Below are 26,104 nucleotides of genomic sequence, written 5' to 3'. Positions count from 1 at the left end.
TCCTTATACACTGAGTCGCAGGGATTTAAGAATACACCTAAATTTATCAGGGTTTTCTTATCCTGCCAGATTCCGCGTAAGGAAGTGTAACGACTCGTTAAGCTTATTTAACTTTAGGTTCGTACGGTAAACGGGAGAGGTTAACCGAGGCGAGACGGTGGGCGATTAATCTTTCGCGAAACCAGTCGCGCAGATGGGCGGGTTGTTCCCGTTCAACGACTTCAGCCACGACAGGCATGTTGTAACGCTCTTTGAACGCGACGCCAGCGGCAGCGAGATCGACATTCACTTTATCCATCTCGTCCTGCGGAAGGGCGGCCAGATTGATCTTCATTACCTTCTCCTTTTTCTGCGGCGGCAACGTTACCGCGATTGCACGACGATGACAAGCGGAGGCAGGATGATCCTCGACTCGTTTATTATACAGCGTTATTCTTTAGCATACAGACATAACAAAAAGGAATGATTGCGATGGGTTTCTCCGCCTCCCGCGCGGTATGCGCACTGGTTTTTGTGGCCTCGACAATGATGGCGCCCTCCGCGCTGGCACATGCACATCTTAAACAGCAGAGACCGGCAGCGGACAGCGTGGTGAGCGCTCCGCAGGCACTTACGCTGAATTTTTCAGAAGGCATCGAACCGGGGTTTAGCGGTGTGGTGGTAACGGATGCGCAAAAGCAGGTCATCAAAACGGGAACCGCCACGCGCGACGAAAAGAACAAGGCGCAACTCACCGTTCCGCTGGAACAAACGCTGACGTCAGGGACGTACCAGGTAGACTGGCATGTCGTCTCCGTAGACGGCCATAAAACCAAAGGCAGCTATCACTTTAGCGTGAAATAGCATGCTGGCGCTGTGTTATATCGGGTTGCGCTTTATCCATTTCGGGGCGCTGATGCTTGTTTTTGGCAACGCGCTTTACAGCGTCTGGTTTGCGCCTTCCTCTCTCCACCGCCTGATGTCCCGGCGATTTCAGCTGCAGCAGAAAGTGGCGGCCTTAATGAGCCTGGCGGCAGCGCTCCTGATGTTTATGCTTCAGGGCGGACTGATGGGTAACGGCTGGGGAGATGTGTTTGCCCCGCAGGTCTGGTACGGCGTAATGAGGACGCAGTTTGGCGGCGTCTGGCTGTGGCAAATCATACTCGCTGCGATCACGGTCGGCGCAGCATGGCTCGCACCGCTGAAAGGTTCGCGGCTGCTGCTGCTTACGATGGGCCAGCTTATCCTGCTGGCTGGGGTAGGGCACGCGGCAATGAACGACGGTCCGATGGGGGCGTTGCAGCGTCTTAATTATGCTTTTCACCTGATCTGCGCCGCAACCTGGCTTGGCGGATTACTGCCTCTGCTGTTCTGCATGCGCCTGGCTAAAGGACGCTGGCAGAATGCCGCCATTTATACCATGATGCGCTTTTCGCGCGTGGGCCATTACGCCGTCGCGGGCGTGCTGCTCAGCGGAGCGATCAATGCGCTCATGATACTGGGTGTCCATATTCCCTGGCAGGCTGGTTACGTACAGTTTTTGTTGTTCAAATGTGCGCTGGTGGCGTTGATGGTGGTAATTGCGCTGGCAAATCGGTATTTTCTGGTGCCACGGTTTCGTCCGGAGAGCGGGCGAGCACAACAGATTTTTATCAGGATGACGCAGGCAGAAGTGGTGCTGGGAGCGCTGGTGCTGGCAACGGTCAGTCTGTTCGCCACCTGGGAACCCTTCTGATAAGGTTAAATATCATATGAAAAAGACAGTACTTTCTCTCATCTTGCTGGCCTGTACGGGGAGCGCGCTTGCCGCACCGCAGGTTATCACCGTCAGCCGTTTTGAAGTGGGTAAGGACAAATGGGCTTTCAATCGCGAAGAGGTGATGCTGACCTGCCGTCCGGGCCATGCGCTGTATGCGATCAACCCGAGCACGCTGGTGCAATATCCGCTGAATGATATCGCAGAGCAGCAGGTAGCCAGCGGTAAAAGCAGCGGACAGCCGATTAGCATTATTCAGATCGATGACCCGTCGCATCCGGGACAAAAGATGAGTCTGGCACCGTTTATCGAGCGCGCCGACAAGCTCTGCTAACGTTCGGGATTCCAATAAAAAACCGCAGATGCTTGCGAAAGCACTGCGGTTTTTCACATTTAATGATGCTCTGGCGCTTTTTTTCCGACCGCTTTAGCTGTGGACTGGAAAACCTGGCGTCGTCATCTATTCTTAAAAGGCAAGGCGACTTAGCCTGCATTAATGCCAACTTTTAGCGCACGGCTCTCTCCCAAGAGCCATTTCCCTGGACCGAATACAGGAATCGTATTCGGTCTCTTTTTATCTGTATGTTTTTCAAAGCATTGTTCGGTACTGACTCTACATCACCCGAAACTTTCTCGAACTTTCCATATCCTGTCTAAACCATAACATACTCAGGACCGCGTACGTCCAGGGTTTTTTGGGATCTTTGTTAAAATTTTGTGGCCGAGCGACCGCTGAGCAAACGCCTTCTGACGTGCGAAAGGGCAACCCGTAAGTTAAATAATGAACGCGCTGAATTTGTCTTTGTGTTGGACAATGTACTCAGGGAAGTTATCAACCGTTAGCTCTTGCTTGATTAACGTCCTGTCCCGCCCCCAGATATCTTCCGCGTTTTTAATGACCTTCATGATGTGTTCCGGGTTGTTAAACTCAGGGAGATCGTATTCAGTATGGGAAATGGTCGACATTTTTTCTGAGATGCGCTCGGGTGTCATCACCCATGAGAAATGCCAGCCACCATTTTCAATGATGCGGTTGTTAATCTTGAACCAGTTCCACTTTAGCCACGACCAGTTTTTCACACTTCGGGTGCGTTTAAGATTCCTGAATGATTCAGGTTCACCGCCAAAGAAGTTAACGAGATTTTTATACTGGGTGGCTCTCGGTAATTTACATTTTCTTGGCGTGTTATCTGTATTAAAAACCTGCAGGTTAAACTGATAATTATAAAAATTCTGATAAATAGTTGTGCAGAGCTTTTTGGGGTTTATCGATGCTACTACCTGAGGTGAAAATATCTCGTCCACATCGGAAACTAAAATCAAATCATCATCGTTGGCATGGGACAAACCCTGCATGATGGCATTCCTCTGCGCGGCTTCATTTGCCCACGCATCCACTACCATTCCCTCTGGCAAACCCGGGATCACCTCTCGGGCCGGATGTGATTCTTCAGCGGCTTTCGTAATCGGTTCTTTATCATGCACAACGTAGATAATTTTATCTTTAAACTGACTGTATTTATTAATGTCAAAATGCAGCTGCCTCTTTTTACCGGTAAAGGTATGCGTTGACTCAACGATAACGAAGCGATCGACAACGTCCGCTAGCGTGTTCAGCCTGATTTCGAGAAGCATATCTTCGTCGTAATATAAGAAGCAGTCATAGATCATTACCGAAGTCCCTCATTTTTGCGCCCACATTGCGCTTTTCCCAACGCATTCGCCGGTATCATTTCGCGCAATGCTAACTGAGCGCACTCGCCCTGCGCAATAGTACACTGCTTTATTATTCATCCTATAAATAGATTGCATCCACTATGCGGTGAGCGAAGACGCCAGCCAGGCTAAAAGTGGGACTTAACGGATACCTCTATTTCATCAAGCAGCTCAAAGCGGCGGCGGTATTCGGCACGTTTTTTACTGGCGATCTCTTCAAGCGATTTACGCTCCATCTGTAGCGGCAGCTGCCAGCAGAAGGCCGAGAGCTTTTTACCGTCCAGCGATGCCCAAAATTCATCGTAGCTGGCATGGAAATGGCGACCTTTGCTCAGGCGATACCGCAACGCGCGGAAAACGTGACCCTCATCGCTGACGGCAAAAATCGCCCGGACGGATGACTGCGCAGCCAGCTGGAAGAGGACTTCCATCAACACCCGTTTGGGGAAAAGACCATGACAGGCGCGGGTGGCCTGTTTAATGACGTCTCGCGATACGCAGCGGCGGGGTCCCTGAAGCCCGCCAATCACCATGACTTGCTGACCATTGCTGCGCGCGACGCTAAAGGTCAGGCTGGCCAGCAGCGTGTCCTCGTTGTCGCGTAGCCACAGCGTGCTTTCGCCTTCGCGCTCGGCTTTCCCCGCAGAGGAAGCATTGACCGTATAGGTTACACCGTCTTTTGCATGGAACTGCGCAACGGCTTGTTCCTGCGGGCTGGTCAGGGCCTGGGCGAGACAGCTCTCTTTCAGGCTGTCAATCCAGTAATAATGATTAACGATAGCGTCGGCGCGATCGTTAGCCGTCAGGCCGCGCATCAGGTACTGCCGGTGGGTCTTGCTCGGCAATGTAATTTGAGAGGCCAGCAGCCTGTCAAAATCGTCGCGACCCGAAAGGGTTTCCAGCATGCGATGTGTAGAAGACCAGAACACCAGCGAACGTAACAGGAACTTCAGGCGATATTCGCGTTTGCGCCAGATCGGCCCCGGAACGCGTTTGCCGTTCACCAGCTCGGAAATAATATTTGTGCGATGCGGATAGAAAACATCGTTATGCAGGTGCGTATTAGACACGTGAAGACCCCTCTTTTTTTTCTGCCCTTATTCTAAAGAGCCAGGAAAAGGGGATTAATAGCGCGAGGATCTTTATTTCTGTTTGGTTTACCGTTTGTTTGATTTCGTGATGACCACGCCTGTCCGTCGACTTTTCTGCGGCAGCTATACTGTTTAAAGGAGGTGCTATGTATCAGCGAATTGAAGGTGGAATGTGGCGTCACGTCTGGGTTGTCAGCGATATACACGGTTGCTACCAGTGGCTTATGGATGAACTTAAACGCCGTCATTTTAATCCGTATGAGGATTTACTTATTTCTGTCGGGGATATGATCGATCGTGGCCCTGATAGCGTTAAATGCCTGCAGTTAATTAATGAAAAATGGTTTCGTGCCGTGCGGGGAAACCATGAGCAAATGGCGCTCGACGGTCTGGATAATAACGATTTTTCTCTCTGGATGATGAATGGCGGAATGTGGTTTTCGCATCTTGAACGCGATCGGCAACAGCTTGCGCTGTCCTTGCTTGACGCCTGTCGCGACTTACCGCATATCATCGAGATAACCTGTGCGAACGGTCTTAATGTGATTGCCCATGCTGATTATCCGGCCGCGGAATACCGCTGGCAAAAACCGGTCAGTGACCAGCGCGTCTTATGGAACCGCGATCGGTTGATGGGGTTTATGGTGGGCAAAGGGGAGGGCATCAGCGGCGCGGATCATTTCTGGTTCGGACATACGCCCGTCGACAGAAGGTATGATTTTGACAATCTCCACTACATTGATACGGGAGCCGTATTTGACGGTTACTTTACGCTGGCTCAGCTGCAGTAATAAATAACCCGCCTTCGGGCGGGTTCTCTTTAGGTCAGGCAAGACGCATGACCCAGGCATCGGTTTTACTATCGTAATGCTCACGGTAAAGGACTGAATGTTCGCCATCAAGTATTGCCGGGACGCTGGTGTCTGCATCCCATGCATCAAGCTGCATGCACAAATCCGGGTCGGATTTGCAGGGAATACTTAACGTTCGATCGCCTTGTGCTTCGCCGCGCAGCTCTGCGTCGTCGATCTCAAAAGCGCCAATACGCACGCTGGTTTTCGTCATAGTGCTCTCCGGGTCGGTTGTCAAAAATCTGGTATGACCAGTGCGGCCACCCATTTTTGATCGTAGACAAAGAGAGCAAAATCGCCAGTAAAAAAATGCGCTTTTTATCAATCCGTGCGATCGTTACCGGTAAACAGCCGACCGTCCCGAACCAGCTCGCGTGGATAGCTGTTTTTCAGCCTTGAGCCGACCTTTTTTGCCAGGCCCAGCGGGTATCCCTGATACGTCACAATCACTTCATCGCCTGATGGCGTGCTCTCCGGATAGACATCGCGACCACGGTACCACTCTTCGGCTTCCTGATGCGTCAGGGCAAAGGTATTCTCGCGTCCGGCAAGGGCGATTACGGCCTCATGCTGCCAGCGATACCCTTTATTATGCACTTCCGCCAGGCGGATCCCGATTCGGGAAAAACGGACCTTTCCGATGAGCGGCTCGATCTGTGCGGGGAACAGCCATATCTCTTTATCACGCATCCAGGGGCGCAGGCTCTCATCCCAGACCAGTCCCGCTTTTTTAGCGGCGGCTTCAAGCTGTGCGGTCTCTCGACCTTTAAGGGGGGAAAACGGGAAGTTACCGACCTTGAATTTAGGTGCGGGCAGGGGAGCCACCGCCTGCGTTTTATGCAGACGCGCCACAAAGAACCCTTCGCAGTCGTAAATCTGCGGGAAAACATGGAGGAACCCCTCCGGGGTGACAGCCTCCTGTGCTGAGGCGAACAGATCGTCGAGCGGCAGAAACTCGACCGCATCCGGATATTGCGCTTGCAGCCACAGGCAGACATCTTCGTTCTCATCGCGGTTTAAGGTGCACGTCGAATAAACCAGCGTGCCGCCGGGGCGCAGGGCATGGAATGCGCTGTCGATCAGCTCTCGCTGCGTGGCCGCGATCTCAAGGTTGCTCTCAACTGACCAGTTTTTTAACGCATCGGGATCTTTACGCACCACCCCTTCGCCTGAGCAGGGGGCGTCCAGCAGAATGGCGTCGAAGGCTTCCGGCAGGGCGGCGCCAAACACGCGTCCGTCGAAGTGCGTCAGGGCAACATTATGAATACCGCAGCGGCTGATGTTGGCATGCAATACCTTCACGCGGCTGGCGGAAAACTCGTTGGCGAGGATCGCCCCTTGATTACCCATACGGGCGGCAATTTGGGTGGTTTTTGAGCCGGGCGCTGCGGCAACATCCATTACGCGCTCTGGTGAATTGCCATCGGCAAACAGGGCGGCAACCGGCAGCATCGAGCTGGCTTCCTGAATATAGAACAGACCGCTCAGATGTTCAGCGGTACTGCCCAGCGGCAGTAAAGCTTCGTCATCGCGTTCTATCCAGAACCCCTCAGCGCACCACGGTACCGGCGTAAGCTGCCAGCCGTACGGAGCGACCAGCGCCAGAAAATCATCGACGCTGATTTTCAGCGTGTTGACGCGAATACTCCGGCGTAGCGGACGCTGGCAGGCGGCGATAAAATCGTCTAACGACAGGTGAGAAGGAAGCGCCTCGCGCATTTGCGCCAGGAATTGTTCAGGAAGAAATACGGAGTTTTGAGCCACGGGCACACCACAGGGAAAAATTCAGGTGCGCAGTGTAGCATAAAGGCTCCGGTGCGTTGACACCGGAGCCAGTCAGATTAACGCGGCAGGGCGGTTCCCCATTCGCGCCACTCTTTCGGTTCGCTCTCGAGCAGCAGGAAGTGTTTACCCGGCTGCGCTTTTGGCGCCAGCGGCGTTCCCGGCGGAGTGGCAAACGCGATACCGCCGCGAATGAACTGGTTGAAGGTTCCGGTTTTCACCACGCCTCCCGTCAGGCCAAAGTCCAGCGAATAGCCGGATGCCAGCCAGAATACCGAGTTATTTCGAACCAGGTGCTGGTAACGTTCGCTAATACGTAATGCCACCATCACGCGGTCGGAGAGCGTACCGAGCGTCAGGCCCGTGACCGTACCCACTTCAATACCGCGGAATAGTACCGGAGTGCCGATGTTCAGCGAACCCGCTTCCGGTACTTCCACCACGATGCTCAGGCCGCCAAGGTAGCGCGAGTCGGTAATCGTGGCTTCCTGCAGCTCGAAATCACGGCGGGCATTGCCCTGGCCTGGCTCAACGTTGATATACGGCTGCAAAATGGTGTCGAGGTGCTCAACGCCAGCGGCCGAGATCTGCGGCGTGACCACCGAGAAGCGCGAGCCGGTGCGGGCGAAGGTCTGCACATATTCCGGGTAGAGCACGGCAGTGGCCTGCACCTCGTTGCGCGAGGTGATCAGCGTCAGCTTCTGGATCTGCCCGATATCAATGCCCAGATAGCGGATTGGCATGCCTTCCGCCAGCTTGCCGGCATCAAAGGCGTGCAGGGTAATCTGCCCACCCACCGCGCGGGCGGCGGTCTCGGACGGGAAGAGAATACGCTTATCGCCTTTACGCAGATTCGCGCCCGCACCGCTGAGGTTATCGAAGCTAATCGCCCCCCGCAGCGCGCGTGACAGCGGAGAGGCCTGTACGGTTAGCCCGTTACCGTTAAGCTGAACTTTCGCGCCGCCTTCGGCCCAGAAGACGCTGTTTGGCGTCAGCAGCTTGCGGTACTCCGGCTTGATATGCAGTTCGATATCGAACGCGTCCGCACGCGGGCGAACGGTGATCACTTCCCCGACTTCAAACTTGCGATACAGCACCACGGAACCCGCCTGTACGTCCGGCAGCGTCTCGGCGCTTAAGGTCAGCGTGGTGGTAGGAAGATCGCTCAGGCTGTTTTCAACCGCTTTCTCCAGGTTGGCATACAGCGGATAGCTGTCGCGCACGGGGCCTTTATTCCCCGGCAAAATGCGGATACCGCCGTTAACCCATTCGCTGGCGCTGGCGCCGAGGAACTCCACGCCGTCCAGACCCACCTTCACGTCGACGCGACTGTTCACCACGAATTTGCTGTCGCCATGCACCAGGTCGCTGTATTGCGGATCGATGGCGACCGAGAAAGTAACGCCATTCGCGGAGAGCTTACGCTCCAGCACCTGACCGACCTGCACGCCGTGTAAAATTAACGGCTGTCCGGCTTCGATACCGTAACTTTCTGGCGCATTCAGCGTGACCGTCACTACGCCCGGCTTTTGCAGCAGGGCCTTATCAGCCGGGGCAATCACGAAGCTATTGCTGGGTTCACCTTCGCCGGGGATGAGCTCAAACGTATTGCCGGTCAACAGCGTGCTGAGGCTGGCATCGTTCAGAGAGAGCTTTGGACTGCGCATTTCGATGCGCGTTTTCTCGCGCAGGAGATCGACCACGCTCGGGTCGACCGTCATTTCGCCGGTGACCGAGCCGCCCGGGTTGAGCGTCATTTTGGTGAGCTGACCAACCTGCAATCCCTGATACATCAGCGGTGTTGAACCCGCTTTTAGCCCTTTAGCATCGGGCAGGGCGAGTTTGACGATCACGCCGCGCTGGCTGTGCGCCAGGTCAGCGTACAATCCAAATGAATCATCAGCGGTGGCAGGGCTTGAGTTTTCCGGCGAGTCAAAGGCGATGGCGCCATTAACCAGCGCGGCCAGACTCTCCAGCTTCACTTTCGCACCGCTCAGGCTGAGGTCCGCGTCCACGCCGGACACGTTCCAGAAGCGGCTGCCTTTTTTTACCAGATTGGTGAAGCGGCGTTCGATCAGCACGTCAATGGTGACGCCCTGTTTATTCGGGTTGATCGCGTAATCGTACACACGGCCAACCGGGATTTTGCGGAAATAGACCAGTGAGCCACTGTTCAGAGAACCGAGATCCGGCGCCTGCAGATGGATCATTAAATCGCCGTTATTGAGACGGTACTTCGGCTGTGTATCCAGGGCAACAAAGTGATCCTGCGGCTCTCCTTTACCCGGCATCATGCCAATATAGTTCCCTCCCACGAGCGCATCCAGCCCGGACACACCGGCCAGAGAGGCTTTTGGCGTCACTAGCCAGAACTGCGTTTCGCTGCGCAGGGCATCCTGCATGTCAGATTTAATACTGACCCGCACCTGAATCTTGTTCAGCCCTTTTCCAAGAGAGATGTCCTGAACCGTACCCACTTCAACCCCCTGGAAGCGAACGGGCGTTCGCCCGGCGACGATGCCGTCGGCGGTCTGGAAATCAATGGTGACGGTGCTACCGCGATCTTCATAGCTCGTCCAGATAAGCCAGCCTGCAATCATCAGGGCGATGACGGGCAGCAACCAGAATGGCGAAATGCGGCGTTTTGTTTTAATTCTCGCTTCAGTCGGCGAAGCGGGGGTTTCCTGACTCATGTGCATCCCAAAGTAAGCGGCTATCCAGCCATTCCACAGCAAGAATAGTCAATATCACCGCAGAGCCGAAATAAAAAGCCGCGGGTCCCATTGTAAAAGCAAGTAACTGGTCGCGATTGATGAGAGACATCATCAGCGAAATTACGAACAAATCTAACATTGACCAGCGGCCAATCCAGGTGACGAATCGCAGAAGCAGAATGCGGGTTCGTAAGCCTTGTTCACACTTTAAGTGAATGCTGATGAGCAGGGTAATCATCACCACCACTTTGGTAAAGGGAACCAGAATACTGGCAATAAAAACGATCGCCGCCACCCCGACATTGCTGTGCGCAAGGGAGATAATCCCGGAGAGGATAGTATCCTCCTGACGTCCGCCATTCACGTAAATGATGGAAATAGGCAGCATATTGGCGGGGATCAGAAACACCAGGGAGGCGATCAGCGCCGCCCAGCATTTTTGCAGGCTGTTGTTTCGACGCAGCCTTAATGGAATGTGGCACCGCGGGCAGCGTCCGCGCGGGTCGGGTAACCCTGTATAGTGGCAACCCAGACAGACGCGCAGATTTTCATCGGGACGGGTGGCGGGGCGCTGTGGGTAAAATCGCTCCCAGAGCTGCTCAACATTCAGGTGTATCAGCGTCAGGATGCTCAGCAATACCAGACAGATGAAGGCAAAGAGTCCTATGCCGGGCTGTAAAAAGGCGTAGTCCTGTACCTTTATTGACGCAACGCCCACGCCCACCAGATAAATATCCAGCATCACCCACTCTTTGAGCTTATCCAGCATCAGCAGTACCGGGCGAAGGTTCATGCCGAGAATATTGCCAAACCAAAGATAGGCAATGGCGGCGACCAGCACCAGCGGCGCGCCAACGGTGCAGAACAGCACCATGGCGGCGGTGATGGGATCGCCCTGACGGGTCATCTGCCAGATACCCTGCAGCACGTTGGCATCAATGCGCACGCCAAGCAGGTAGAGTTTCAGCAGAGGTTCGCTCCAGGCGAAGGGCATCAGCAGCAGCATGGTGACGGCCATGGCGGCGAGGCGGGTCAACGACCAGTCGCGACCATCGCGAATTTTAGCGTCGCAGCGGGGACAGAAGGCACTTTGGTGCGATTTCATCTTCGGCAACATAAAAAGCGTATCGCACTGTGGGCAACGCTGATAATGTGCACGAGGCAAAGCTTCGCTTACCGTATGGACAGTTATCTTTCTCGTCGGCGTAATTTTGGTTGTTTTTAAGGCCATCAGCTGCGCACAAATAAGTATTGTTGAAAGTTATAATAACTCATGAACGGATTCATCTTGAGCATGAGCGCATTTAATGCTTATTTTAATAGGCTATGCGGTAAATTTGTAAGACAACTAAGTGATTGAATAATGAACAAAACAGAATTCTACGCGGATCTGAACCGCGATTTTAAGGCATTGATGGCGGGTGAGACCAGCTTCTTAGCCACTCTGGCAAATACTAGCGCATTGCTGTTTGAACGTCTCTCTGACGTAAACTGGGCTGGCTTTTACCTTCTGGAAGGTGAAACGCTGGTGCTCGGTCCGTTCCAGGGCAAACTGGCCTGCGTGCGTATTCCGGTAGGGCGTGGCGTATGCGGCACGGCGGTGGCAGAGAATCAGGTCCAGCGTGTGGAAGATGTCCATGCGTTTGACGGACACATTGCCTGTGATGCTGCCAGTAATTCTGAAATCGTTTTGCCGCTGGTGGTCAAAAATCAGATTATTGGCGTTCTGGATATCGACAGTACGGTCTTCAGTCGCTTTACAACCGAGGACGAACAGGGGCTGCGCGAGCTGGTGGCGAATCTGGAAAACGTACTCGCTGCAACCGATTATCAAAAATTCTTTGCGAGCGTCGCAGGATAATCAACGGATAACGTAGCATTTACTGATAGCGTCATTATAATGACGCCTGTTCATGCCTGCGCTTGTTGGCAACGTCCGTTGTAATCAGGAAATTTCATGGAAAATCAACCTAAGTTGAATAGCAGTAAAGAAGTTATCGCATTTCTGGCCGAGCGTTTCCCGCAGTGCTTCAGCGCGGAAGGTGAAGCTCGTCCCCTGAAAGTCGGTATTTTTCAGGATCTGGTGGCGCGTGTTGAAGGGGAAATGAACCTCAGCAAAACTCAGCTGCGTTCCGCCTTACGTCTTTATACTTCGAGCTGGCGTTACCTGTACGGTATCAAACCAGGCGCTACCCGCGTGGACCTCGACGGCAACCCTTGCGGTGAGCTGGACGAGCAGCACGTTGAGCACGCGCGCAAGCAGCTTGAAGAAGCCAAAGCACGCGTTCAGGCACAACGTGCAGAACAGCAGGCGAAAAAACGCGAAGCCGCCGCGGCAAACGGCCAGGAAGAAGCGCCTCGTCGTGAGCGTAAACCACGCCCTGCGCCGCGCCGTAACGATAATAACGATCGCAAACCGCGTGCAGACAAACCAGCAGCAAAAGCCCCGCGTGCCCCTCGTGAAGAGCCGCGCCATACGCCGGTTTCTGACATTAACGCTCTGAGCGTGGGTCAGGCGCTGAAGGTAAAAGCGGGTAACAATGCTATGGACGCCACCGTACTGGAAATCACCAAAGATGGCGTTCGTGTACAGCTGACTTCTGGTATGTCAATGATTGTACGCGCAGAACACTTGTTGTTCTGAAACGGAGGCCAAGCCTGGCATGAACACTTTTTTTAAGCTCACCGCGCTGGCGGGTCTGTTTGCTATAACAGGTCACGCTTTTGCAGTGGACGATATCACGCGTGTTGATCAAATTCCGGTACTCAAGGAAGAGACGCAGCACGCGACGGTGAGCGAGCGCGTGACCTCACGTTTTACCCGCTCGCACTATCGTCAGTTCGATCTCGATCAGGCCTTTTCGGCCAAAATCTTTGACCGCTATCTGAACTTGCTGGATTACAGCCATAACGTTTTGCTCGCCAGCGATGTCGAGCAGTTCGCTAAGCGCAAATCCGAGGTGGGTGACGAGTTGCGTTCAGGCAAGCTGGATCTGTTCTACGATCTCTATAACCTGTCGCAAAAGCGTCGTTTTGAACGCTATCAGTACGCGCTTAAAGTGCTGGAACGTCCAATGGACTTCACCGGCAACGACACCTTTAATCTGGATCGCAGCAAAGCGCCCTGGCCAAAAGATGAAGCCGAGTTGAATGCGCTTTGGGACGGCAAAGTTAAATACGACGAACTGAGCCTTAAGCTGACCGGCAAAGACGAAAAAGAGATCCGTGACACGCTGACGCGTCGTTATAAATTTGCTATTCGTCGCCTGGCGCAGACCAACAGCGAGGATGTTTTCTCACTCGCGATGACCGCCTTTGCGCACGAAATCGATCCGCACACCAACTACCTCTCTCCGCGCAACACTGAGCAGTTCAATACCGAAATGAGCCTGTCTCTGGAAGGTATCGGCGCGGTTCTGCAGATGGACGATGATTACACGGTGATCAATTCAATGGTCGCGGGTGGCCCGGCATCCAAAAGCAAAGCGATTAGCGTAGGCGATCGCATTGTGGGTGTTGGACAAACCGGCCAGAACATGGTCGATGTGATCGGCTGGCGTCTCGATGACGTGGTTGCGCTGATCAAAGGTCCGAAAGGCAGCAAGGTACGTCTGGAAATTCTGCCTGCCGGTAAAGGCACCAAAACCCGTATTGTTACCCTGACCCGCGAGCGTATCCGTCTGGAAGACCGCGCGGTGAAAATGTCGGTGAAAACCGTGGGTAAAGAGAAGGTAGGTGTCCTGGATATTCCTGGCTTCTACGTGGGGCTGACTGACGATGTGAAAGTTCAGCTGCAGAAGCTTGAAAAGCAGAACGTCAGCAGCATTATCATCGACTTGCGGAGTAACGGCGGCGGTGCGCTGACGGAAGCGGTTTCACTCTCTGGCCTGTTCATCCCATCTGGCCCGGTGGTTCAGGTGCGCGATAACAACGGTAAAGTGCGCGAAGATGCGGACAATGACGGTGTGGTCTATTACAAAGGCCCGCTGGTTGTTCTCGTTGACCGCTTCAGCGCTTCCGCGTCTGAGATCTTTGCCGCAGCCATGCAGGACTATGGCCGCGCGCTCATCGTCGGTGAGCCAACCTTCGGGAAAGGCACCGTTCAGCAGTACCGCTCTCTGAATCGTATTTACGATCAGATGCTGCGTCCGGAATGGCCTGCGCTGGGCTCGGTTCAGTACACCATTCAGAAATTCTACCGCGTGAACGGCGGCAGTACGCAGCGTAAGGGCGTCACGCCGGACATCATCATGCCGACTGGCACCCAGGAGACGGAAACCGGCGAGAAGTTTGAAGATAACGCGTTGCCGTGGGACAGCATCAATGCCGCGACCTACGTGAAAGCGGGTGATATGACCCAGTTTGGCCCTGAACTGCTGAAAGCGCATAACGACCGCATCGCGAAGGATCCGGAATTCCAGTACATCATGAAGGATATTGCACGATTCAATGCCCTGAAAGATAAGCGGAATATTGTTTCTCTGAATTACGCACAGCGTGAGAAAGAGAACAACGAAGACGATGCAACTCGCCTGGCGCGTATCAACGATCGCTTCAAGCGCGAAGGTAAGCCTCTGCTCAAGAAACTGGACGATCTGCCAAAAGATTACCAGGAGCCGGATCCGTATCTGGACGAGACGGTGCATATCGCTCTCGACCTGGCGAATCAGGAAAAAGAGAAACCTGCCGTACAGCCCGCTCCCGCAAAATAACCTCCTGACAGGCACAAGAAATTGTGCCTGTTTCTTTTTGTTCTGCATCCTTCCGTCAGTCAGATTTCCAATTGTGTAAAGTTGTGTCTTTCTGGTGACTTACGCCCGTCTGATGCTTGAAAATAGCCGCAATACCCATACGATGTGGGTAATCGCATAGTGCGTTTTGTTAAACTGAGGTAAAAAGAAAATTATGATGCGAATCGCGCTCTTCCTGCTCACCAACCTGGCGGTTATGGTGGTTTTCGGGCTCGTGCTAAGCCTGACAGGAATTCAGTCGAGCAGCGTTCAGGGTCTGTTGATTATGGCGCTGCTGTTTGGTTTTGGTGGCTCGTTCATCTCCCTGCTGATGTCGAAGTGGATGGCACTGAAATCGGTGGGTGGTGAGGTTATTGAACAGCCGCGTAACGATATGGAACAGTGGCTGATGAATACGGTGGCTCAGCAATCCCGTCAGGCCGGGATCGCTATGCCGCAGGTGGCGATTTACCATGCCCCGGACATCAACGCTTTTGCCACGGGCGCCCGTCGCGATGCGTCACTGGTTGCCGTCAGCACCGGATTGCTGCAGAACATGAGCCGTGACGAAGCCGAAGCGGTTATTGCCCACGAAATCAGCCATATCGCCAACGGTGACATGGTGACCATGACCCTGATTCAGGGCGTGGTAAACACCTTCGTGATCTTCATCTCCCGTATTCTGGCGCAGATCGCGGCAGGCTTTATGGGCGGAAACCGTGACGAAGGTGAAGAGAGCAACGGCAACCCGCTGATCTACTTCGCCGTTTCGATGGTTCTGGAGCTGGTATTCGGTATTCTGGCCAGCATCATCACCATGTGGTTCTCTCGTCACCGTGAATTCCACGCGGATGCCGGCTCGGCGAAGCTGGTTGGTCGCGAGAAGATGATTGCCGCGCTGCAGCGTCTGAAAACCAGCTATGAGCCACAGGAAGCGAACAGCATGATGGCCTTCTGCATTAACGGTAAGTCCAAATCGCTGAGCGAGCTGTTTATGTCTCACCCGCCGCTGGATAAACGTATTGAAGCGCTGCGCAGTGGGGAATACCTGAAGTAAGGCAAAGAACCCTACTAAGCCGGGCAGGAGAGCACTCCGCCCGGCTTTTTTTATGCCTGAACCCTGGGCTGGGTCACCCGCAGGCCGCTGACGATAGCTGCGAGGGTGGCAAGTACACCGGCGGTGAGGAGTGCAACATGGTTGCCGTTCTGGCCTGCGAGGTTAAACATCAGGGCGACCAGCGCCGCACCGCTGCTTTGCCCCAGAAGTCGAGCGGTCCCCAGCATGCCGCTGGCACCCCCGCTGCGATGACGCGGCGCGGAGGTGATGATGGTGTGATTGTTAGGGGACTGGAAAAGGCCAAACCCCGCGCCACAGAGGATCATGCGCCAGATGATGTCCAGATCGGTTGGCGATGACGGCAGCAGAGCCAGCGCGAAAAGGCCTGTCGCCATCACCGCCAGCCCCAAAGCGCCCAATAAACCGGCATGGACGCGTTCAATGAGGTAACCTGCCAGCGGCGCCATCACCATTGTCGCCAGCGGCCAGGGGGTTAACAGCAGGCCAGTCTCCACTTCTGAACGGCCTACCGCGCTCTGCAAAAAGAAGGGCAGAGAAACCAGAGCCAGCATCTGGGCGCAGAAGGAGCAGACGGACGTGCAAATGGAGAGGGAAAAGAGGGGGATACGCAACAGGTCAACGGGCAGTAAAGGCACGGGGAGAGTGAGCTGGCGGCGAACAAAGAAGAAGCCGATCGCCAGCAGAGCGATAAGCTCCACACCGGTAAGCATCAGGGACTGTCCCTGCGCAAAGCCGCTCAGCGCCGTAATCAGCAGGCCAAAGGTCAGGGCATTCATCACCGCACTTGCCACGTCGAAGCGCGGCATGGTGCTTTTGGGACCGTTAGCGGGTAGAAAGCGCAGGGCAAAGAAGATGGCGAAAATACCCAGCGGCACGTTAATGGCGAACAGCCATTGCCATGACGCAACGGAAAGGATCGCCGCCGCAATGGTTGGTCCGGCGGCGGAAGAGACGGCGACAATAAACGAGTTTATCCCCATGCCGCGCCCCAGATGGCGTTGCGGATAAATTAAGCGGATCAACGCCGTGTTTACGCTCATGAGCGCCGCGCCGCCAAAACCTTGCGCAATGCGGGCAAGCGTCAGGGTATCCAGTGAATCTGAAAGGGCGCATAACAACGACGTGAAGGTGAAAACCACCAGACCGCACTGATACACCCGACGGTAACCGAACATATCGCCCAGGAAAGAGAACGAGAGCAGGGAAACCACAATCGCAATCTGATAGGCGTTAACTATCCATATCGAACTGGCGGGAGAGGCGTGCAGGTCGCTGGCGATGGTTGGCAGGGCGACGTTTGCGATTGCGCCGTCAAGGACGGCCATTGAGATACCGATAATGATGGTGGCTATCGCGCCATACCGCTGGGGTAAAGGCAGGCCATCGGAAAGGGTCTTTTCCATTAAGATTAAAAAAGCTCAGCGTGAAATTATTCTCAGGATAACTATTTTAGCATTGTTACAGCCGCGATATGTCGCAGATTTGTAACGAAGTAAACGCGGATTGATTGCAGGTGACATGACGGGAACTTATAATAAAAACCGGTTCTGATTTTTATAAAACACTCTCTATGAGGTGGTAAATGGCTATTGCGGATTTGGATAAACAGCCAGATTCTGTTTCTTCCGTGCTGAAGGTGTTTGGCATCTTACAGGCGCTCGGAGAAGAGCGTGAAATAGGTATTACAGAGTTGTCGCAGCGCGTGATGATGTCTAAAAGCACCGTATATCGCTTTTTGCAAACCATGAAGTCGCTGGGCTATGTCGCCCAGGAAGGCGAATCTGAAAAATATTCTCTGACGCTGAAGCTCTTTGAACTGGGTGCCCGCGCGCTACAAAATGTTGACCTGATCCGCAGCGCTGATATTCAGATGCGCGAAATCTCTCGTCTGACTAAAGAGACCATCCATCTCGGTGCGCTGGATGAAGACAGTATTGTTTACATCCATAAAATCGACTCCATGTACAATCTGCGCATGTATTCGCGCATTGGTCGTCGCAACCCACTCTACAGTACCGCGATTGGTAAGGTTCTGCTGGCGTGGCGCGATCGTGAGGAAGTGAAGCAGATCCTCGAAGGGGTGGAATACAAGCAAAGTACCTCACGAACCATTACCAGCACAGACGCGCTGTTAACGGTGTTGGATCACGTACGCGAGCAGGGGTATGGCGAAGATAATGAAGAGCAGGAAGAAGGGCTGCGCTGCATCGGCGTTCCGGTGTTTGACCGCTTTGGCGTGGTGATTGCGGGCTTAAGTATCTCCTTCCCGACTTTACGCTTCTCTGAAGAGCGTTTGCATGAGTATGTGGCTATTCTGCACACTGCCGCACGTAAAATTTCTGCACAGATGGGATATCACGAATACCCGTTTTAATCCCTCTTCGTAAAAAACGCCGCATCTGATGCGGCGTTTTTTTTCATCATAATCAGACTGATTAGCCATTATCAATCACGACGGATGTTTTACGCAGTACAGGGCAGTGGGTTAAGCCAACGATCCCGCTGTCAGTATGCAGATACTGGGCTGTGCTCATTCCTTGTGCTGTTAAATATTTACACTGAATGCCTAGCCCGGCTGCGTTTTCGGTGCTCCCCACGAGCACGCCATAGCCCGATAACAGAAGGCCAATCCAGACAAGGGCGAGTACAATAATTGTTCGAACAATAAAGCGCATCATTACCTCTTTTATCGTTGTTATCGTAATGCTAGCGTAATGTGTTTACGTGATGAAACAAGTGCATGATTCTGAAAAAAAGCGTGATAGAGGCACAGTTAGTCCTTGTTTAAGATAAGCGTGATAACCTCGCTACATCAGGTTTTAAGACGGAGTGTGGAGTGAAAAAAATACGCTGGGTGATTCTGGTTATCGTGCTGATAGCGTGCGTGGTGTTATGGACGCAGACGATCAATGTGATGTGCGATCAGGATGTACAGTTTTTTAGCGGCGTTTGCGCAATCAACAAGTTTATTCCGTGGTAAGACACATTTTTTCTCAACGTGATTTCCTTCCTTCGCGCCAGTGGTAAAATAGACGTTTTTATTGAGGTGGTGAAATGGGTGAGTTACTGAATTCAGGGCTGCTGAATATAGCATCCCTGATGATTTCTTTGGTTGTTCTACTCGTGGGTCTGGTCATTTGGTTTTTCGTGAACCGAGCCAGCTCCCGGACTAACGAGCAGATCGAACTGCTTGAAGCGCTGCTCGATCAGCAAAAACGTCAGAATGCGCTGCTACGCCGTCTGTGTGAGGCTAACGAACCGGAAGAGAAAGACGCGCCGAAAGACGCGGTCGTCGAAGAAAACAAAGACGAAGATGACTTTATCCGCCTGGTGGCTGAGCGTTAATCTTTTTGTCCTGGGAGGTGGCTGTGGCCTGGAAAAATCCCTGGTATGACCCCTCCCTGAAACATCATACCCCGAACGGTTTTCGTAATACCCTCCCTGTCGGACATCAACCCGGCGACATTGACCGTTGGCGTAAAGCGCGTAAAGAGGCCGGTTTACCGAAACCACCTGCGCTGGGTTATGAAGATTTTATCCAACATTGGTGGCAACCTGTAGAGCTCACGCAACCTCATGGAGATGGGGTGTGGTGGCTCGGACACGCGAGCGTGTTGCTGCAGCTGGACGGTAATATCATCCTTACCGATCCGGTGTTTTCACGGCGCGCTTCTCCGCTCCCTTTCCTGGGACCACAGCGCAAAACGCCTCCCGTACTGTCTGTCGAGCAACTTCATCAGCTTGATGCGGTCGTCATCTCCCATAATCATTACGATCATCTTGATGACGCGACCATTCGCCGAATTCTCAAGCGCTTTCCCGACGTTAGTGTTTTTGTTCCCCTGGGTCTGGCCGACTGGTTTCGTCGTCGGGGAGCAAAACGCGTAGTTGAGCTCGACTGGTGGCAGAGTTTCACCTGGCAGGGGATGACGCTGACCGCCGTACCTGCACAGCACTGGAGCATGCGCACGCCATGGAACCGCAATCGTTCCTTGTGGTGCGGCTGGGTGATGGAAGGACGGCATCACCGTTTCTGGTTCAGCGGTGATACCGGCTATTCACCTGAGCTGCTGTTGATTCCTGAACGCCTGGGCCAGATAGATGCTGCCGCGTTACCGATTGGTGCCTATGCCCCACGTTGGTTCATGGCTGTCCATCATATGGATCCGCAATCTGCGGTGGCATTGTGGCAGCAGCTGGGCTGTCCACTGACGTTTCCCATCCACTGGGGCGTATTTGAACTGGCAGATGAAGCGCTAGATGAACCTGTGCAGGAGTTAACTAACGCGCTAGATAATTTAGCATCAGTTAATCATTCTTTCAGGATACTGAAAATTGGTGAATATTTATCCTTATAAACGAAGCGTTAAATTGTTGCATATATTCTTGATGTAAACGCTCGCAGGAATGTTTTATTTTTATCGAAACGTTTTGCTTGCCTTCTTTTGATGCAGAGTCATAAAAATTTCATTATTTTGGTGCATAACGCTGTTTATTAACTGGTGCATTTTAATACAGACGGAAGTGGTTTTTTAACAGTGTTTTTTCTCTGAAACAATTTGGTAGCGTTACAATGATTTAAGCATAAGTTTTCACAAATTGTTCTAACTCAATCAAGACGTAAGATTTCTTTTCCCGGTTGCTGGACGGTTCGTAATGATTAAGCTATGTTAAAAAAGTCTTAGATTACAGCGGTTGTGCAAGCAATGCTGGGTCTTTGTTACGCAGCAGGGCTGTCTGTACGTGATGCGCATAATTGTGCAAAACCTGACAGGCACTGTTCGAATTTGTGCGGCGGATCGAGACATGTTTAAAAATGGCTTGCCATATTAAACATAGTGTGTGATAACACGTTTTGGGTCAAACGAGGTACAGTTCTGTTTATGTGTGGCATTTTCAGTAAAGAAGTCCTGAGTAAACACGTTGTCGTTGAATACCGCTTCTCTGCCGAACCTTATATTAGTGCCTCATGCAGTAATGTCTCAGTTTTATCTCAGTTAATGCCTGCGGGCTAAGAAAACACTCTAAGGAATTTTGCAAAATGGCAAAGATTAAAGGTCAAGTTAAGTGGTTCAACGAGTCTAAAGGTTTTGGTTTCATTACTCCTGCTGACGGCAGCAAAGACGTGTTCGTACACTTCTCTGCAATCCAGGGTAACGGCTTCAAAACTCTGGCTGAAGGCCAGAACGTTGAGTTCGAAATTCAGGACGGCCAGAAAGGCCCAGCTGCAGTTAACGTAACTGCTATCTGATCGAACCGCTGCTGACTGAAGCGCTTAGCACTTCACTCTCAGACATAAAGCCTCGCATACCGCGGGGCTTTTTTATGTCCCTTATCTTTCAAAATATTACCATTCGCGGTCTTGTTAGTAACTTGTTGCAAAGATGCGAGGTTAGTAGCACTGTTTTGCCACCCTAAACGCATCTTTTCCCGTTAAATCAGGGCGTTGTTTTACAGTCCTGGGGTTCAGGTGAAGAAGAAATTGATAACGACCGCTGGCAATTTCACGCCGGCGCGTTTTGCGCTGCTCTGCTTAGCGATTTTTTGTAGTCTGGCTTTTTTGCTGGGCCGTGTTGCCTGGCTGCAAATCATCAAGCCTGACAATCTGGTAAAGCAGGAAGATATGCGATCCCTCCGCCAGCTGACGATTGATGCGCCGCGCGGCATGATAATGGATCGCGCAGGTCGACCCCTGGCGGTGAGCGTGCCCGTCCGGGCCGTCTGGGCCGATCCTAAAACGGTGCTGGCAAAAGGGGGAGTTGGCGTTGATGAACGCTGGCAGGCGTTGGCAAATGCGCTGCATCTCTCCCTGGGCACACTCTCGGCGCGAATTAACGCCAACCCGCAGGGGCGTTTTATTTATCTTGCCCGCCAGGTCGATCCCGCACAGGCAAAGTGGATCGATAAGCTGAATCTGCCCGGCATCAATTTACGTGATGAATCCCGCCGTTTTTATCCTGCAGGCCATGTGGCAGCGAACCTGATTGGCTTCACCAATATTGACGGGCAGGGCATTGAAGGCGTGGAAAAAAGCTTTAACGCGCAGCTGATCGGCAAGGCCGGAGTTCGGCAGGTAAGGGAAGACCGCTACGGTCGCGTGGTTGAAAACCTGACGGAAGTGGCACCCTCGCCAGCGCATAACATTCAGTTGAGTATTGACGAGCGGCTGCAGACCATTACTGAAGATGCGCTCGATAATGCCGTGGCCTGGAACAAGGCCGAGTCGGGAGCATCGGTACTCATCAATATCCCAACCGGGGAAATACTCGCGATGGCGAGCTATCCAGATTTCAATCCCAATAATCGGGAAGGTGCGACGATAAATGATTTTCGCAACCGCGCGATCAGCGACACGTTCGAGCCCGGTTCGACCGTCAAGCCGCTGGTACTGATGACGGCCCTGCAGCAGGGTCTGGTTCAGCCCGACAGCGTGATTGACACTCATCCGTATACCCTGGACGGGCATCGTATCCGCGATGTGGGCTATTATCCTGAACTGACGATGACCGGGATCCTGCAAAAATCGAGCGACACCGGCGTGTCCCGACTTTCGCTGGCGATGCCTGTCCAGCATCTTATTGATACCTATCGAAACTTTGGTTTTGGTACGAATACGGGGCTTGGCTTAACGGGGGAGAGCGCGGGGCTACTGCCCCAGCGTAAATACTGGAGTCAGCTCGACCGGGCGACCTTTGCCTTCGGCTACGGGCTGATGGTAACGCCGCTCCAGCTGGCTCACGTCTACGCCACGATTGGCGGCTTCGGGCTCGAGCGACCTCTTTCGATTACGCGTATCGATCCACCCGTTATCGGGCACCGCGTCATGCCGGAAGAGATTGCGCACGAGGTGGAGCACATGATGGAGAGCGTCGCGCTGCCCGGCGGCGGGGGCGTGAAGGCGGCCGTTCGTGATTACCGGGTGGCGGTGAAAACCGGTACGGCGAAGAAAATTGACGATAGCGGGAAGTACGTCGATAAATACGTCGCCTATACTGCCGGCGTTGCGCCTGCCAGCGATCCGCGATTTGCCCTGGTGGTGGTCATTAACGATCCGCAAAATGGCGCCTACTACGGCGGGGCCGTCTCCGCGCCTGTCTTCAGTGAAATTATGGGTAACGTGCTGCGTCTGGAAAATGTGAAACCTGACGGGCTACCGGCGGGTTCCGATCACCTGATCGTTATGCGTTAACCGGGCGTTTATAACCAGGGCGAATAGCGGTACACTTCGCCCTTTGATTATGCTCCGGAGTCACCATGTCCTTCAGCTGTCCTCTTTGCCACGCGCCCCTGACGCACTCAGATAAAAGTTATACCTGTCCGCAGGGGCATCAGTTTGATATGGCAAAAGAAGGCTATGTGAATCTTCTGCCGGTGCAGCATAAGCGTTCCCGCGATCCAGGCGACAGTGCAGAGATGATGCAGGCGCGTCGCGCGTTTCTTGATGCCGGGCACTATCTGCCGCTGCGGGAGGCAGTCGCGCATATGGTGAATGACATCTTGCCTGCTTCAGCCACCGCCATGCTGGATATTGGCTGTGGGGAAGGGTACTACACCGCACGATTTGCAGAGGTTGCCCGTGAGAAGGGGGCAAACACATTCGGTCTGGACGTGTCGAAAGTGGCCATTCGTGCGGCGGCAAAGCGTTACGCGGACGTGATGTTCTGCGTGGCATCGAGCCACCGGCTGCCGTTTGACGATGCCAGAATGGACGCTGTTATCCGCATTTACGCGCCCTGCAAAGCGGAAGAACTGGCTCGCGTGGTGAAACCGGGCGGATGGGTGATCACCGTGACGCCGGGCCCGCGTCATCTGATGGAGCTGAAAGGTCTGATCTACGACGAAGTACGTCTGCATGCCCCTCATTCTGAACAGCTGGCCGGTTTTAGCCTGAAGCAGGAGCAAACCGTGGCGTATGATATGTCGCTCACAGGGGAAGAGGCCACCGCGTTGCTGCAGATGACGCCGTTCGCATGGCGGGCAAAACCGGAAGTATGGGAAACGTTAGCTGCACATTCAATATTTCACTGCCAGACGGATTTCAGCATCCACGTCTGGCAGCGCGAAGATTAACCGGCGAAGTGTGCCCAGAGGATCTGGGCACCAATGCCAATTAGCACAATCCCGCCCAGGATCTCGGCGCGTTTACCCAACAGCGGGCCGATAAACCGTCCGACCATCATGCCCAGCGTGGACATGATCAGGGTTGCACAGCCAATAGCCAGCGCTGTGGCGATAATATTGACCTGCAGGAATGCCAGACCGACGCCGACAGCCATCGCATCAAGGCTGGTGGCAATTGCCGTGGTGACCAGCAGCCAGAACCCGTGGCGGTGCAGCGGCTCCTCGTCTTCATCATCACCGCCGCGAAAACCTTCTATCACCATCCGGCCACCGAGGAACACCAGCAGGACGAAGGCAATCCAGTGGTTCCACTCCAGCACGAACTGGCTGGCGAGCATGCCAAGTCCCCAGCCGATAAGCGGGGTCAGCGTTTCGATAGCACCGAAAATCAGGCCGGTACGCAGTGCTTCTGAGAATTTAGGTTTATGAAGCGTGGCGCCTTTTCCGATGGATGCAGCAAATGCGTCCATGGACATGCCAAAAGCGAGGAGGATCGTAGCGGAGATATTCATAACAGCGTCCAGACCGGGGATATCCATATGACACATCACTGCCCCCAGTAAACAGCAGTTGATGTATCTATGGTCTCGCCTGATCGCAACGCACATAAGATGTGCAGTAAGCGATCCGTACGCGCCACGTTTTTCAACGAGTATGTTGACACGTACATTTCCTGTGAACAGGAAATCGGCTACTCCCCAACGACGGGCGCAACCTTAACATATTTTGAGAATATAAAACAACAATGAGGAGGCATTATTAAAAACGTTTGTTGATAACGATTTTCATTTGTCTTTAAGCGAGAAGCTATCGTTAACAAATAGAGATCAAATTAACGAATGGGATATAGCAACGGCTATATTTCTTGCGCAAGACAAACGCAGAATATAGCCGTTGCTATATAGTTAATCTATTGAGTTTTAAGGAGTAAATTGTATATCTTTTCCAGGTCGTCAATATTCTTCACCCGAATAAGCAGGCGGCGTTGTTCTAATTGCATCACCAGCACGCCGTCTTCGGATAAATTCATCTCTTTAATACGGTTATATTCTATCCATACATTGGCGAAGAAAAATCCGCGTGATTTAAAAATGATTTTCGGCGTACGGATCCAGAACAGATAAACAGCCATTAATGCCAGCGCACATAATAACCATGTGGTTAATATTGCACCATGGCTGGTGACGTTATTGTAAATAAGAATAACGATGAGACCCGCGAAGATAAACGCATCCACGCGCCCGCGTCGCAGAAGGGGAAGGGAGAGCAGCGTCTCGCCGTGACGGCGCGGCATGATGAACTCGTCATAGATCGCGTAAGCCAGAAGGGCAGCAATAAATAGAACCAGTACGATGTCCGTGACAGTCATTCATCCTCCAGATAAAAAAAACCGGGGGCAAGCCCCCGGCCTATAGCGTTGAAACTTAGAGACCCAGCAGGCCGACAGCGTAGCCCGCGATACCGATGATGAAGAAGCCAACGATAATCCACAGCGGGTTCACTTTCTTACGCAGCAGCCACATGCAGGCGAAGGTCAACAGCAGCGGCACCAGGCCCGGCATCAGCTGATCCAGAATCGTCTGCACGGTGGTGACGCGGGTCTGACCATCCTGACCGGTGATGGTCGATACCACCAGCGGGATGTTCACGTGCGTCCACTTGTTAACCAGTGCTCCCATGACAAACAGGCCGAGGATTGACGCCCCCTCAGTCAGTTTCTGCAGGAAGCCGCCGCCCATGTCCTTAACGATGTCCACCCCTTTACGGTAGCCGTAGGCCACGCCGTAGTAACGGGTCAGCAGACGCACGGCGTTAAACAGGATGAAGAACAGCAGTGGGCCAAGCAGGCTGCCGCTCATCGCGATACCTGCCCCCAGCGCTGCGAAGACCGGACGCACGGTACCCCAGAAGATAGGGTCACCGACACCGGCCAGCGGACCCATCAGGCCGACTTTAATACCGTTGATGGCACCATCGTCGATCTCTGCGCCGTTTGCACGCTGTTCTTCCATCGCCAGCGTTACGCCCAGAACCGGAGCCGCAACGTAAGGATGAGTGTTAAAGAATTCCAGGTGACGCTTGATCGCCTGACGGCGCGCTTCGTTGTTTTCCGGATACAGGCGTTTGATCGCCGGAACCATGGAGAAGCAGAAGCCGAGCGCCTGCATACGTTCGAAGTTCCATGAACCCTGAAACAGGTTAGAACGGATGAACACGCCACGAATATCACCCGGAGTGAGTTTTTTCTCGGTGGTAGTTTTTGTCATATCAACCATTTCGCTCACC

General features: G+C 53.3%; 27 protein-coding genes, 1 pseudogene and 1 riboswitch. Of the genes and pseudogenes, 16 read left to right on the top strand and 12 right to left on the bottom strand.

Annotated elements, in window-relative coordinates; all coding sequences use genetic code 11:
- Positions 1-103 precede the first annotated feature (103 nt).
- Positions 104-334 carry a DNA polymerase III subunit theta gene (locus tag USH94_RS14640; protein ID WP_008500465.1) on the bottom strand — a complete coding sequence of 77 codons (231 nt, stop codon included), beginning with the start codon at positions 332-334 and terminating at the stop codon, positions 104-106.
- Positions 335-471: 137 nt separating this feature from the next.
- On the opposite strand from USH94_RS14640, the gene yobA reads away from it, so the two are divergent.
- From yobA to USH94_RS14625, 3 genes are read left to right on the top strand one after another with little or no spacing between them, the layout of a single operon-like run.
- A complete protein-coding gene (yobA, locus tag USH94_RS14635) occupies positions 472-843 on the top strand; it encodes a CopC domain-containing protein YobA (protein ID WP_111964809.1) in 372 nt (123 codons plus the stop codon).
- Between the two features lies 1 nt (position 844).
- Complete coding sequence (copD, locus tag USH94_RS14630; RefSeq protein WP_111964808.1) at positions 845-1,714, top strand: copper homeostasis membrane protein CopD; 870 nt, start codon at positions 845-847, stop codon at positions 1,712-1,714.
- Between the two features lie 16 nt (positions 1,715-1,730).
- The gene (locus tag USH94_RS14625; protein ID WP_111964807.1) at positions 1,731-2,069 is read left to right on the top strand and encodes a YebY family protein; all 339 of its coding nucleotides are present in this window, start codon (positions 1,731-1,733) and stop codon (positions 2,067-2,069) included.
- A 440-nt stretch (positions 2,070-2,509) separates the two neighbouring features.
- On the opposite strand, the gene USH94_RS14620 is transcribed toward USH94_RS14625, so the two are convergent.
- Positions 2,510-3,406, bottom strand: a complete 897-nt coding sequence (locus USH94_RS14620) for a benzoate transporter (RefSeq protein ID WP_111964806.1) — start codon at positions 3,404-3,406, stop codon at positions 2,510-2,512.
- A gap of 173 nt (positions 3,407-3,579) precedes the next feature.
- Complete coding sequence (locus tag USH94_RS14615) at positions 3,580-4,521, bottom strand: VirK/YbjX family protein (RefSeq protein ID WP_111964805.1); 942 nt, start codon at positions 4,519-4,521, stop codon at positions 3,580-3,582.
- Positions 4,522-4,688: 167 nt separating this feature from the next.
- Between USH94_RS14615 and pphA the strand changes: the two genes are divergently transcribed.
- Positions 4,689-5,333, top strand: coding sequence for a protein-serine/threonine phosphatase (gene pphA / locus USH94_RS14610; protein ID WP_111964804.1), 645 nt, complete (start codon positions 4,689-4,691; stop codon positions 5,331-5,333).
- A gap of 34 nt (positions 5,334-5,367) precedes the next feature.
- On the opposite strand, the gene USH94_RS14605 is transcribed toward pphA, so the two are convergent.
- The 4 genes from USH94_RS14605 to yebS all read right to left on the bottom strand — a co-directional run bounded on the left by USH94_RS14605 (position 5,368) and on the right by yebS (position 11,120).
- Entirely contained in the window at positions 5,368-5,607 is a 240-nt protein-coding gene (locus tag USH94_RS14605; protein WP_008500472.1) for a YebV family protein, read from the bottom strand.
- Between the two features lie 107 nt (positions 5,608-5,714).
- Positions 5,715-7,157, bottom strand: coding sequence for a 16S rRNA (cytosine(1407)-C(5))-methyltransferase RsmF (gene rsmF / locus USH94_RS14600; RefSeq protein ID WP_111964803.1), 1,443 nt, complete (start codon positions 7,155-7,157; stop codon positions 5,715-5,717).
- A 77-nt stretch (positions 7,158-7,234) separates the two neighbouring features.
- Entirely contained in the window at positions 7,235-9,868 is a 2,634-nt protein-coding gene (locus USH94_RS14595) for a PqiB family protein (protein WP_164850633.1), read from the bottom strand.
- Positions 9,837-11,120 (bottom strand): membrane integrity lipid transport subunit YebS, encoded by a 1,284-nt coding sequence (gene yebS, locus USH94_RS14590; RefSeq protein WP_045908227.1) that lies wholly within the window; start codon positions 11,118-11,120, stop codon positions 9,837-9,839. Before yebS ends, USH94_RS14595 begins: the two co-directional genes overlap by 32 nt.
- A 132-nt stretch (positions 11,121-11,252) precedes the next feature.
- On the opposite strand from yebS, the gene USH94_RS14585 reads away from it, so the two are divergent.
- From USH94_RS14585 to htpX, 4 genes are all read left to right on the top strand, one after another.
- Positions 11,253-11,750, top strand: coding sequence for a GAF domain-containing protein (locus USH94_RS14585; RefSeq protein WP_008500476.1), 498 nt, complete (start codon positions 11,253-11,255; stop codon positions 11,748-11,750).
- Positions 11,751-11,846: 96 nt separating this feature from the next.
- Positions 11,847-12,533, top strand: a complete 687-nt coding sequence (gene proQ / locus USH94_RS14580; RefSeq protein ID WP_028018656.1) for an RNA chaperone ProQ — start codon at positions 11,847-11,849, stop codon at positions 12,531-12,533.
- Between the two features lie 19 nt (positions 12,534-12,552).
- Positions 12,553-14,601: a carboxy terminal-processing peptidase gene (gene prc / locus USH94_RS14575; protein WP_025910096.1), complete on the top strand. Its 2,049-nt coding sequence runs from the start codon at positions 12,553-12,555 to the stop codon at positions 14,599-14,601.
- 193 nt (positions 14,602-14,794) lie between these two features.
- A complete protein-coding gene (gene htpX / locus USH94_RS14570) occupies positions 14,795-15,676 on the top strand; it encodes a protease HtpX (protein ID WP_014884290.1) in 882 nt (293 codons plus the stop codon).
- 50 nt (positions 15,677-15,726) lie between these two features.
- Here the strand turns inward: htpX and USH94_RS14565 are convergent, their stop codons facing one another.
- Positions 15,727-17,100 carry an MFS transporter gene (locus USH94_RS14565; protein ID WP_111964801.1) on the bottom strand — a complete coding sequence of 458 codons (1,374 nt, stop codon included), beginning with the start codon at positions 17,098-17,100 and terminating at the stop codon, positions 15,727-15,729.
- A gap of 179 nt (positions 17,101-17,279) precedes the next feature.
- On the opposite strand from USH94_RS14565, the gene kdgR reads away from it, so the two are divergent.
- Positions 17,280-18,071 (top strand): DNA-binding transcriptional regulator KdgR, encoded by a 792-nt coding sequence (kdgR, locus tag USH94_RS14560; RefSeq protein WP_111964800.1) that lies wholly within the window; start codon positions 17,280-17,282, stop codon positions 18,069-18,071.
- A gap of 61 nt (positions 18,072-18,132) precedes the next feature.
- Here kdgR and USH94_RS14555 read toward each other — a convergent pair whose 3' ends face one another.
- Complete coding sequence (locus USH94_RS14555) at positions 18,133-18,372, bottom strand: YobH family protein (RefSeq protein ID WP_111964799.1); 240 nt, start codon at positions 18,370-18,372, stop codon at positions 18,133-18,135.
- Between the two features lie 161 nt (positions 18,373-18,533).
- Between USH94_RS14555 and mgrB the strand changes: the two genes are divergently transcribed.
- The 7 genes and pseudogenes from mgrB (at position 18,534) to rlmA (ending at position 23,767) form a co-directional block, all read left to right on the top strand.
- Positions 18,534-18,677: a PhoP/PhoQ regulator MgrB gene (mgrB, locus tag USH94_RS14550; protein ID WP_013096124.1), complete on the top strand. Its 144-nt coding sequence runs from the start codon at positions 18,534-18,536 to the stop codon at positions 18,675-18,677.
- Positions 18,678-18,751: 74 nt separating this feature from the next.
- A complete protein-coding gene (locus USH94_RS14545; protein WP_111964798.1) occupies positions 18,752-19,042 on the top strand; it encodes a YebO family protein in 291 nt (96 codons plus the stop codon).
- 23 nt (positions 19,043-19,065) lie between these two features.
- Positions 19,066-20,055, top strand: coding sequence for an MBL fold metallo-hydrolase (locus USH94_RS14540; protein ID WP_111964797.1), 990 nt, complete (start codon positions 19,066-19,068; stop codon positions 20,053-20,055).
- Positions 20,056-20,580: 525 nt separating this feature from the next.
- Positions 20,581-20,725: pseudogene (locus tag USH94_RS14535) on the top strand (DUF2627 domain-containing protein).
- A 13-nt stretch (positions 20,726-20,738) separates the two neighbouring features.
- Positions 20,739-20,948, top strand: a complete 210-nt coding sequence (gene cspE, locus USH94_RS14530; protein ID WP_001062678.1) for a transcription antiterminator/RNA stability regulator CspE — start codon at positions 20,739-20,741, stop codon at positions 20,946-20,948.
- A 219-nt stretch (positions 20,949-21,167) separates the two neighbouring features.
- The gene (gene ftsI, locus USH94_RS14525) at positions 21,168-22,886 is read left to right on the top strand and encodes a peptidoglycan glycosyltransferase FtsI (RefSeq protein ID WP_111964796.1); all 1,719 of its coding nucleotides are present in this window, start codon (positions 21,168-21,170) and stop codon (positions 22,884-22,886) included.
- Between the two features lie 65 nt (positions 22,887-22,951).
- Positions 22,952-23,767: a 23S rRNA (guanine(745)-N(1))-methyltransferase gene (rlmA, locus tag USH94_RS14520; RefSeq protein WP_111964795.1), complete on the top strand. Its 816-nt coding sequence runs from the start codon at positions 22,952-22,954 to the stop codon at positions 23,765-23,767.
- Here the strand turns inward: rlmA and mntP are convergent.
- The 3 genes from mntP to USH94_RS14505 all read right to left on the bottom strand — a co-directional run bounded on the left by mntP (position 23,764) and on the right by USH94_RS14505 (position 26,094).
- Positions 23,764-24,330 carry a manganese efflux pump MntP gene (gene mntP / locus USH94_RS14515; protein WP_047074362.1) on the bottom strand — a complete coding sequence of 189 codons (567 nt, stop codon included), beginning with the start codon at positions 24,328-24,330 and terminating at the stop codon, positions 23,764-23,766. The two genes, rlmA and mntP, sit on opposite strands and share 4 nt — an antisense overlap.
- Before the next feature lie 10 nt (positions 24,331-24,340).
- Positions 24,341-24,530, bottom strand: a riboswitch (yybP-ykoY riboswitch).
- 198 nt (positions 24,531-24,728) lie between these two features.
- On the bottom strand, positions 24,729-25,187 hold the full coding sequence (locus USH94_RS14510) for a DUF986 family protein (protein WP_111964794.1): 459 nt from the start codon (positions 25,185-25,187) through the stop codon (positions 24,729-24,731).
- Positions 25,188-25,242: 55 nt separating this feature from the next.
- Complete coding sequence (locus USH94_RS14505; protein WP_028018668.1) at positions 25,243-26,094, bottom strand: PTS mannose transporter subunit IID; 852 nt, start codon at positions 26,092-26,094, stop codon at positions 25,243-25,245.
- Positions 26,095-26,104 lie beyond the last annotated feature (10 nt).

Source organism: Enterobacter sp. 148H3 (assembly GCF_034107425.1).
GTDB lineage: Bacteria > Pseudomonadota > Gammaproteobacteria > Enterobacterales > Enterobacteriaceae > Enterobacter > Enterobacter vonholyi.
The sequence above is the reverse complement of the archived record's forward strand: the minus strand, read 5'-3'. Positions and strand labels throughout refer to the sequence as shown.